The sequence below is a fragment of the Amycolatopsis sp. NPDC005003 genome (assembly GCF_053600695.1).
Genome location: NZ_JBSGAI010000064.1, coordinates 33,054 through 42,593, shown reverse-complemented (window position 1 = coordinate 42,593; position 9,540 = coordinate 33,054). Strand labels below are relative to the sequence as shown.

The following is a 9,540-nucleotide window of genomic DNA, read 5'->3' as shown; positions in this document are numbered from 1 at the left end:
CACCCTTATCCCCACCCCCCCCCCCTCCCTATCTCACCCCCGCCCCCTGCCCCTTATCACCGCCCCCCCCTTCCCTTTTGTTTTTTTTTATTTGGGTTTAGAACCCGAATTACCACTCACGACAAGCTGCGGCAGACCACCTTCAGAGGGTTTTCTCCAGGCGGCCGGCCAGGAGCTTGATGAACCGGGACGGGTCGGTGAGTTCGCCACCCTCCGCCAGCAGGGCCATGCCGTAGAGGAGCTCGGCCGTCTCGGCCAGGCCCTCGTCTTCCGGGCGCGCCGCATGTGCCTCGCGCAGCCCCGTGACCAGCGCGTGCTCCGGGTTGAGCTCGAGGATGCGCTTGATCGGCGGCAGCTCCTGCCCCATCGCGCGGTACATCTTCTCCAGCGTCGGGGTCAGGTCGTGGGTGTCGCCGACGATGCAGGCCGGCGACGTCGTCAGCCGCGACGACAGGCGGACCTCCTTGACCGTCTCGCCCAGCGCCGTGCCCATCCAGCTCAGCAGGCTCTCGAAGTCCTTCTTCTGCTGCTCGCGCGCGACCTCGGTGGCCTTCTTGTCCTCGTCCGACTCCAGGTCGACCTGGCCCTTGGCGATCGACTGGAACTGCAGCTCGCGAAAGCCCGGCACCGCGTCGACCCACATCTCGTCGATCGGGTCGGTCAGCACCAGCACCTCGTAGCCCTTGGCGCGGAACGCCTCCATGTGCGGCGAGTTCTCGATCGCGGACCGCGACTCGCCGGTCATGAAGTAGATGTGCTCCTGGCCCTCCTTCATCCGCGAGACGTAGTCGCGCAGCGAAGTCGGCTTCTCCGCGTCGTGCGTCGAGGCGAACGAGGAGATCTCGAGGATGGCTTCGCGGTTCTCGAAGTCGTCGAGCAGGCCCTCCTTGACCGCCCGGCCGAACTCGCGCCAGAACGTCGCGTACTTCTCGGCGTCGGCGGTCATCATCGTCTTGACCGTCGAGAGGACCTTCTTCACCAGCCGGCGGCGGATCAGCTGGATCTGCCGGTCCTGCTGCAGGATCTCCCGCGACACGTTGAGCGAAAGGTCCTGCGCGTCGACGACGCCCTTGACGAACCGCAGGTACTCGGGGACGAGCGATTCGCAGTCGTCCATGATGAAGACGCGCTTGACGTACAGCTGCACGCCGCGCTTGCGCTCGCGCAGGAACAGGTCCATCGGCGCGTGCGAGGGCAGGAACAGCAGCGCCTGGTACTCGAAGGTTCCCTCGGCCTGCAGCCGGATCGTCTCGAGGGGGTCCTGCCAGTCGTGGCTGACGTGCTTGTAGAACTCGTGGTACTCGTCCTCGGTGACCTCGCTCGACGAGCGCGCCCACAGCGCCTTCATCGAGTTGACGGTCTCGACCTCGGCGTCCTCGCCGTCACCCTTCATCCGGATGGGCCAGGTGATGAAGTCGGAGTACTTCTTCACGATCTCGCGGATCTTCGCCGCGGACGTGTAGTCGTAGAGGTGGTCCTCGGTGTCCTCGGGCTTGAGGTGCAGGGTGACCGCGGTGCCCTGGGGCGCGTCTTCGACCGGCTGGATCGTGTACGTGCCTTCGCCGGTCGACTCCCAGCGGACGCCCTCGGCGCTGCCCGCGCGGCGCGTCACGAGGGTGACCTTGTCCGCGACCATGAAGCTCGCGTAGAACCCGACGCCGAACTGCCCGATCAGGTCCTGCGAGGCCGCCGCGTCCTTCGCCTCCTTCAGCTTGGTCAGGAAGTCGGCGGTGCCGGACTTGGCGATCGTCCCGATCAGGGCGACGACCTCGTCGCGGGTCATACCGATGCCGTTGTCGCGCACCGTCAGGGTCCGCGCCTCCGGATCGGTATCGATCGCGATGTGCAGGTCGGCCGTGTCCGCCTCGAGGTCCTTGTCGCGGTACGACTCCAGCCGCAGCTTGTCGAGGGCGTCGGAGGCGTTGGACACGAGTTCCCGCAGGAACGTGTCCTTGTTCGAATAGATCGAATGGATCATCAGCTGGAGCAGCTGACGCGCTTCCGACTGGAACTCCAGCGTCTCGATCGGGGCAGTCACTTCCATTCCTTTCCGCATGTCCGGCGGCCGTTGTTGGGTCGATCCTACCGAGCGGGCCCGACAGTTCCGACCGCGCACTTTATGAACGCAATCTCGGTACCACCGGCTCCCGGTGTGATGCTGGCCACGCCCCGCTGTCGATCAAGGAGGATCGAGTGCCCGGACGCTTGCCCCGCTGGGCGGCCTCGTTCGCCGCCGCCGGTGCCCTGACCACCGCCTTCGCCGCGCCCGCCGCCGCGGCCGGCGTCGCCGACCACCCTGTCCCGACCACCGGCTGCGGGCGCGCGCCCGGGTTCCCGGCCGGGGTGACGACCACCCGGCACGTCACCTCCGGCGGCCTCGACCGCGAATACACCGTCCACCTGCCCGCGCACTACAACCCGCACCGGCCGTACCCGCTGGTGCTGTCCTTCCACGGGCACAAGCGCACGTCGCAGTACCAGGAAGAATTGTCCGGTTTCTCGGCGCTGGACGCGATCGCGGTCTACCCGCAGGGCCTGATCGGCACCGACGGCGAATCCGCCTGGACCGGGGCGCCCTATTCGGCCGCCGCGGACGACGTCCGGTTCACCGGCGACCTGCTGAACCAGCTGCAGCGCACGCTGTGCGTCGACAACCGGCGGATCTACGCGGCGGGCAAGTCCAACGGCGGCGGCTTCGTCGGCGTGCTGGCCTGCCGCCTGCCCGGCCGGATCGCGGCGTTCGCCCCGGTGTCCGGCGCGTTCTACCCGCAGGGCGGCGCCTGCCACCCGAGCCGGCCGGCGCCGGTCCTCGACTTCCACGGCAGTGCCGACACGACCATCCCCTACGACGGCAACCCGGCGAAGGGCCTCCCCGCGATCCCGGACTGGCTGGCCGCCTGGTCCACAAGGGACGGTTGCCGGCCCGATCCGGTGTCGTGGACGCCGGTGGCCGGCGTCGTCGCGCAGAAGTGGCTCGGCTGCGCCCTCGAGCACTACCGCGTCGAAGGCGCCGGGCACGTCTGGCCCAGCACCCGGCCCAACAACGACTCCGCGACGCCGACGGTGATCGACGCGACCCCGGTCATCTGGCGGTTCTTCCGCGCGCATCCGCTGCGGTGAAACACGATTGACGCAGGTCAGGCCACTCGGCGACGATGATTTCCCACAGGCGGGGACGCATCCCGCGTCCCCATCGTCGCATTGGAGTGCGCTGTGAAGGTACTCGTCCTGAACGCCGGCTACGAGCCGCTGCAGACCGTGTCGGTCCCGCACGCGATCCGCATGCTGGTGCGCCACGTCGCCGAGATCCACGAGGCCGAGGAGGGCCTCGCGTACGGGCTGTTCCCGCGCCCGAAGATCGTGCGGTTGCTGCGGTACGTCGTCATGAAGTGGCGATATACGCAGCCGCCGCGCTGGTCCCGGCGCGGCGTGCTGGTCCGTGACGGGCACCGCTGCGCCTACTGCGGGCAGCGCGCCACCACGATCGACCACGTGACGCCGCTGAGCCGCGGTGGCGCCCGGACCGACTGGCTCAACACGGTCGCCGCGTGCGGGGGCACCGCCCGCAGCTGCAACGCCCGCAAGGCGGACAAGCTGCCGGGCGAGGCCGGGATGAAGCTGCGGTTCACGCCGTACGTCCCGGCGTGGGACCAGCTGCACCGGCCCGGCGCCTGAGCCCGGCCTGTCCGTCGCACCTCGGCGGGCAGGCCGTTAGGCTCGAACCGATCGCCACCCGCATCCGTGTGCTCTGGGGAAAGCCGGGGAGGTCGCGTGACCGACGCAGGAGAGCTGATCGCCGGGCGCTACCGGCTGGCCGAACGGATCGGCCAGGGCTCGATGGGTGTGATCTGGCGCGCCCGCGACGAGCGGCTCGACCGGGTCGTCGCGGTCAAGCAGCTGGACTACGACGCCGCCCTCGGGCCGGCCGCGAGCGCCCAGGCGAGCGCGCGTGCCCTGCGCGAGGCGCGGCTGACCGCCCGCCTGCGCCACCCGCACGCGATCACGGTGCACGACGTCGTCGAGGCGCCCGGCGGCCCCTATCTGGTGATGGAGTACCTGCCCTCGCGCAGCCTGGCGGAGGTCCTGGCCGACCGCGAGACCCTCCCCGCCGAGGAGGTGGCGCGCATCGGCGCGCCGATCGCGTCCGCGCTGGCGGCTGCGCACGCCGAGGGGGTCGTGCACCGCGACGTCACCCCCGGCAACGTCCTGCTCGGCGAGTCCGGCGTCGCGAAGATCGCCGACTTCGGCATCTCCCGGGCCACCGGCGAAGGCACCGTGACGGGCGGCGGCTTCATCGCGGGCACCCCGGCCTACCTGGCCCCGGAAGTCGCCGGAGGCGGCGAAGCCGGCTTCCCGGCCGATGTCTTTTCCCTCGGGGCGACGCTCTACCGCGCGCTGGAGGGCACTCCCCCGTTCGGCAACGACGACAACGCGATCACGCTGTTGCTGCGCATCGCCAAGGAGGAGACCATCCCGCCGCGGCACCGCGGGCCGCTCGCCGAAGTGCTCACCCGCATGCTGCAGCGGGACCCCGAAGCGCGCCCGACCATGGCGGAGGTCCAGGAGCTGTTCGAAGCGGTCACCGGCGGCCGTCCCCTGCCGCCGCCGCGCCCGCGGCCCCGAGCCGGCACCCGGCTCCTGCGCGTCCGCCGCCGTCCGCGACGCCGGCTCGTCCTGGCGGGCGCCGCCGGGGCGGTCCTGCTGGCGCTCGGCGTGGTGATCGGCACGGTGATCGTGCCGGACGGCACGCCGGTGGCCGCCCCGGCCGGCCCCTCCGGTCCCGCGGCACCGGCGAGCTCGAGCCCGGCGCCGACGACACCGGCCGACCTGGGCTGCGCCGCGCGTTACCAGGTGACGAACTCCTGGCCCGGCGGCTACCAGGTGGAGGTGACGGTGCGCAACGACCGCACCGCGGGCCTGTCCGGCTGGAGCGTCCGCTGGCAGCTGCCCGCCGGTCACCGCATCAGCGGCTTGTGGAACGGCACCTTCTCGGTCGATGGTTCCACCGTGACGGTCGAAAACGCCGCCTGGAACGCGAAGCTCGACGCGGACAAGACCACGACGTTCGGCCTGATCGCCCTGACGCAGAACGGAAGTGCCGACGCCCGCCCGGCGCTCACCTGCCGGACGCTCTGACCACGGGAGGCACCGTGACGTCCCACCACGTCCGGGACCGCCGCCGCTCCATCCACTTCGACGGCCGGACTATCACGCTCAATGTCGCCACGAAGTACTGGGGATTCATGCCCAAGGACACCCCACACCGGTTCCAGGTCACGAAGCTCACCGACGTCAAGCACAAGGAGGCGACCAAGAGGGATCTCGGCGAAATCGTCTTCGTAGGCCCGGAAGGACATACGGAAGTCGTCGCGAACGTGCCGATGGGGTGCGACAAGCTCCCAGGCAACACCTTCTGCTACAGGCCCGACAAGCTCGCCAAGGTCAAGGAGTTCCTGGAAGCCGTCGAGCAGGCTCGGAAGAAGAAGTGACTTCGCGCGCGGCCCGCTTCAGCCGGTCCAGCACCGCACGGACGTCCGGCCGCCGCGCCAGTCCCGCCCGGGTCACCGCGAACACCCTGCGGGCCAACGGTTCCCGCAGCGGATGGAGGCTGACGCCGGGCGATCCGGCGGGCAGCGCCATGGCGGGCACCAGCGCGACGCCCGCCCCGGCGGCCGCGAGCGCGACGAGGACGGCGAAGTCCGCGGACTCCGCGGCGACCTCGGGCACGAAGCCGGCCGCGCCGCAGGCCCGCCGGATCATCGCGTGGCAGGAGAGGTCGGCCGCCGGCACCAGCCACGGCCGGCCGGCGAAGGCGGCCAGGTCCACCGGTTCGCCGTCGGCCGGGCCCGGCGAGGCCGGGTCGCGGGCCAGCAGGACCGGGTCGTCGAGCAGCGCCCGCTCGGCGAACCGCGGCGGGATTTCCCGCGGCAGCAGCGAATAGCTGTGCACGACCGCGACGTCGACGTCCTGCCGGCGCAGCGACTCGAGGGCGGCGTCGGGTTCCTGCTCGACCAGGCGCAGCGACACCGGTCCGGCCCAGGCGCGCGGCAGGAGCTGCCGGGCCGCGGAGGCGAAGGCCGCGACGCGGACCGTGCCGGTGCCGTCGTTCCCGGCCGCCGCGGCCAGCGCCGACTCCGCGGCGGCGAGGTCGTCGAGGATCACCTCGGCGTGTGAGAGCAGCAGCCGTCCGGCGGGGGTGAAGGCGAGCGTGCGGCCGCGCTTTTCCAGCAGCGGGACGCCGGCCTCGCGTTCGAGCGCGGCCAGGTGCTGCGAGACGGCGGGGCCGGTCAGGTGCAGGGCCGCGGCCGTCGCGGCCACGGTCCGGTGCTGGGCGAGCCCGTGCAGGACCCGCAGGCGGCGCAGCTCCAACATGAAGTCCGGCTTTCCTATTGGCCAAGAAAAGGTAACTGGTACTTCACCATCGTACCGCCGACGATGGGTTCGTGAAGTGCAAAGCGACCGCGGCACTGGCCGTCACCGTCGTCCTGTGGGCCTCGGCGTTCCCCGCGATCAAGGTGGGCCTGGACGGCTACGGCGTCGCCGGGTTGTCGTTCGCCCGGCTCGCGGTGGCGTCGGCGGTGCTGCTGCTCGCCGCCCCCGTGCTGGGCGTGCGCCGCCCGCGCCGCGCGGACCTGCCGGCGATCGCGGGGTGCGGGCTGGCCGGGATGAGCGCCTATCAGCTGCTGCTCAACTGGGGTGAGGTGCACGTGCCGGCGGGCACGGCGAGCCTGCTGGTCTCGGTGGCGCCGGTGTTCAGCGCGCTGCTCGCGGCCGCGTTCCTGGGCGAGCGGCTCACCGCGGCGAAGCTGCTGGGCAGCGCGGTCGCGCTCGGCGGCAGCGCGCTGATCGCCACCGGCGGCGGGCTGGGCTACTCGGGTGCGGCGTGGGCCGTGCTGGCCGCGGCCGCGGTCCAGGCGGTCTACCACCTCGGGAGCAAGCCGTTGCTGCGGCGCTACACCGGGCTCGAGGTCGCCTGCTACGCGATGTGGGCCGGAACGCTGTGCCTCGCGCCGCTCGCGCCCCAAGCCGTGCACGCCTTCGCGACCGCACCGCCGGAAGCGACGCTGGCCGTGGTGTTCCTCGGCGCGTTCCCGTCGGCGGCCGGGTTCGTCGCCTGGGGGTACGCGGTGGCCCGGCACTCGCTCACCGTCGCGACGGCCGCCCTCTACCTCGTTCCCGCGGTGGCGCTCGCGGTGGCGTTCGGCTGGCTCGGCGAGCGGCCGACCTGGGTGGATCTGGTGGGCGGGGCGCTCAGCGTCGCCGGGGTCGTCCTGATCGGCGCCACTTTCCGTCGTTGGGCCGGTCGGGGTAATTCGCAGAAGATCGACAATCCGGCTCAACGGCCGGGGCGGCCGGCCCGTCGGTAGTGGTGATCGATCACCACACGGAGGTGCCAGTGCGAAGAACATTTTCGGTGCTCGCGGTCCTGCTCGCCGGTTCGGCGGGCGTGGCCGGGCTCGCCCCGCCGGCCGCGACCGCCGCGGTCCCGTCCTCGACGGTCACGCTGCCCACCGGGGACCGGGTCACCGTCCGGACCGCCCCGGACGGCCGGGACACGTTCGAGGTCCGGCCCGCCGCGGAGAAGGGCATGGCACGGGCGCTGGTGCACCTGCGGCTCGGCGGCCGGGACTACGAGGTGCCCGGCACCGCGCTGCCCTACCTCGGGCGCGGGCTCGACCTGAGCCTGTTCGACGTCAAGGCGCTGCTGGCGGGCGCGAAGGCCCCCGTGGACACCGCGACCTTCGGCGCCGCGCTGGCCAAGCAGTTCAGGGAGGACACCGCCCGCGGCCGGTTCGGCGGCCAGGGGCTGTTCGCGAACGGGACCCGGTTCGCCCTCGCCGGGGCACCGAAGCGGCAGGCCGCGCAGCCGCGTTCGGTGATGCGGACGGTGTCGGTCGACGCCACCGACATCGCGGGCAAGCCCGCCGACACCGGCATCGCGTTCCTCTACAACACCGACGACGGCAACGCACTCGCCCCGGACGAGAACTTCAACTACTTCTTCGGCGGCACGGCCAAGTTCAGCGTGCCGGACGGCAACTACAGCGCCCTCGGCGTGTTCTGGACGACCGACGCCGACGGCAACCCGACCGAGCTGCGCTTCAGCGCCCAGCCGGAGTTCGCGGTGAAGGCGGACGGAAGTGTCCGCGTCGACGCGAAACGGGCGTCCAGCAAGCTGACCTGGGTGACCCCGCGCCCGGCGCTGCTCGACGACACCGGCTTCCTGTTCCGCCGGGCCGCCAAGACCGGGCCGGCGCTGCTGGTCGACTTCGACGCCGGACCCGGCGTACCGATTTCGGTGTCGCCCACGAGCACCCCGGTGCGCACCGGGGCGTTGCAGACCTACCCGTACAGCAGGCTCGTGTCCCCGCCCGGGCCGGGCACGCCGTACGAATACGTGCTGCAGAAGGCGAGCATCGGCGTGATTCCGCAGCAGCGGTACGTGATCACGGCGAAGGACGTCGCCACGGTGGATGCCACCTACTTCAGCGAGTACTCCTCGCTCGGCATGCGCCAGCGCAGCGGGATGTTCACGTTCGAGGACGTCAGCGGCCGGGCGGGGCACCCGATCCAGCTGCCGCGCAAGCAGACCGAGTACGTCTCGGCGGCGCCGGACCTGGGATGGTTCGGCGGGTTCGCGAAGTACACCCTGCCGGGGCCGTTCGTCGGCTGGGCGGGCGGCCAGGGCGAGCCGTTCCACACCTACCAGGGCGGCTCGTCGGTCACCGAGGACTGGAACCGCTTCCCGCTGCACCCGGCGGGCGAGGTGGCCCTGCTGCCGCTGACCGACGGCCGGGCGTACACCCTGCCCGGCGCGACGCGGGCGGGCGATCTGCTGCGGTTCTCGATCACGCCGTTCAGCGACACCCAGCCCGGCCACACCGGCTACGGCTTCTCCGGCGAGTCCCGGGACACCGTCACCGGGTCCTACCGCTTCACCCAGGACGGCACGACCCTCGCCGAAGGCAGCCCGCTGGGCGCCCGCGCGGCCGCGTTCGACAAGGAGGTCGCGCCCGGCCCGTCGACACTGGGGCTCACCATCGACGCCGGGCGGACCGGGCCGATGTACCGGCAGAGCACCGCGACCCACACCGAATGGACGTGGAAGTCGCGGCACGTCGAAGGCGTCACCCTGCCGCCGACGCTGTACTGCGCCCGCGGGGACGGCGGGCCGGACCGGAACTGCGCGGTCGAGCCGCTGCTGACGCTGGGGTACGCGGTCGGCGGGCTGCGGCCGGACGGGTCGACGGCGTCCGGTCCGCAGGGCCTGGACCTCACGGTCGGGCACCTGCAGCAGAGCACCGGTTCGCCGGTGACGGCCGCGACCGTGCAGTACTCGACCGACGGCACGACCTGGCAGGACGCGACCGTCACCGCCCGCGGCGACGGCGTCTTCCACGCGGGCTTCGCCGCGACCACGGAGACCTTCCGCGGCATCGACGTCTCCCTGCGCGTCACGGCGGCCGACGCCGCCGGGGCGACGATCGCCGAAACGATCACCGCCGCCTACCACGTCTACGCGTCATGAGGGGACTGTCC

At 71.8% G+C, this 9,540-nt stretch carries 8 protein-coding genes; 6 read left to right on the top strand and 2 right to left on the bottom strand.

Annotated elements, in window-relative coordinates:
• Positions 1-142: 142 nt before the first annotated feature.
• Positions 143-2,038: a molecular chaperone HtpG gene (gene htpG / locus ACWED2_RS43730; protein ID WP_449696409.1), complete on the bottom strand. Its 1,896-nt coding sequence runs from the start codon at positions 2,036-2,038 to the stop codon at positions 143-145.
• Between the two features lie 155 nt (positions 2,039-2,193).
• On the opposite strand from htpG, the gene ACWED2_RS43725 reads away from it, so the two are divergent.
• From ACWED2_RS43725 to ACWED2_RS43710, 4 genes are all read left to right on the top strand, one after another.
• Positions 2,194-3,120, top strand: coding sequence for an alpha/beta hydrolase family esterase (locus ACWED2_RS43725; RefSeq protein WP_449696408.1), 927 nt, complete (start codon positions 2,194-2,196; stop codon positions 3,118-3,120).
• A gap of 93 nt (positions 3,121-3,213) precedes the next feature.
• Positions 3,214-3,675, top strand: coding sequence for an HNH endonuclease (locus ACWED2_RS43720; RefSeq protein ID WP_013226091.1), 462 nt, complete (start codon positions 3,214-3,216; stop codon positions 3,673-3,675).
• A gap of 96 nt (positions 3,676-3,771) precedes the next feature.
• Positions 3,772-5,136 (top strand): protein kinase domain-containing protein, encoded by a 1,365-nt coding sequence (locus tag ACWED2_RS43715; protein ID WP_449696407.1) that lies wholly within the window; start codon positions 3,772-3,774, stop codon positions 5,134-5,136.
• A 14-nt stretch (positions 5,137-5,150) separates the two neighbouring features.
• On the top strand, positions 5,151-5,489 hold the full coding sequence (locus ACWED2_RS43710) for a hypothetical protein (RefSeq protein WP_449696406.1): 339 nt from the start codon (positions 5,151-5,153) through the stop codon (positions 5,487-5,489).
• Here ACWED2_RS43710 and ACWED2_RS43705 read toward each other — a convergent pair.
• Positions 5,443-6,372, bottom strand: coding sequence for a LysR family transcriptional regulator (locus tag ACWED2_RS43705; protein ID WP_449696405.1), 930 nt, complete (start codon positions 6,370-6,372; stop codon positions 5,443-5,445). The two genes, ACWED2_RS43710 and ACWED2_RS43705, sit on opposite strands and share 47 nt — an antisense overlap.
• Positions 6,373-6,443: 71 nt before the next feature.
• Here ACWED2_RS43705 and ACWED2_RS43700 point away from each other — a divergent pair, with 71 nt between their 5' ends.
• Positions 6,444-7,367: a DMT family transporter gene (locus ACWED2_RS43700; protein ID WP_449696404.1), complete on the top strand. Its 924-nt coding sequence runs from the start codon at positions 6,444-6,446 to the stop codon at positions 7,365-7,367.
• 29 nt (positions 7,368-7,396) lie between these two features.
• A complete protein-coding gene (locus tag ACWED2_RS43695) occupies positions 7,397-9,529 on the top strand; it encodes a hypothetical protein (protein ID WP_449696403.1) in 2,133 nt (710 codons plus the stop codon).
• Positions 9,530-9,540: the final 11 nt, after the last annotated feature.

Bases quoted from the DNA above. Each gene is read 5' to 3' on its own strand.
- ACWED2_RS43705 (WP_449696405.1), bottom strand. From the start codon at position 6,372: ATGTTGGAGCTGCGCCGCCTGCGGGTCCTGCACGGGCTCGCCCAGCAC.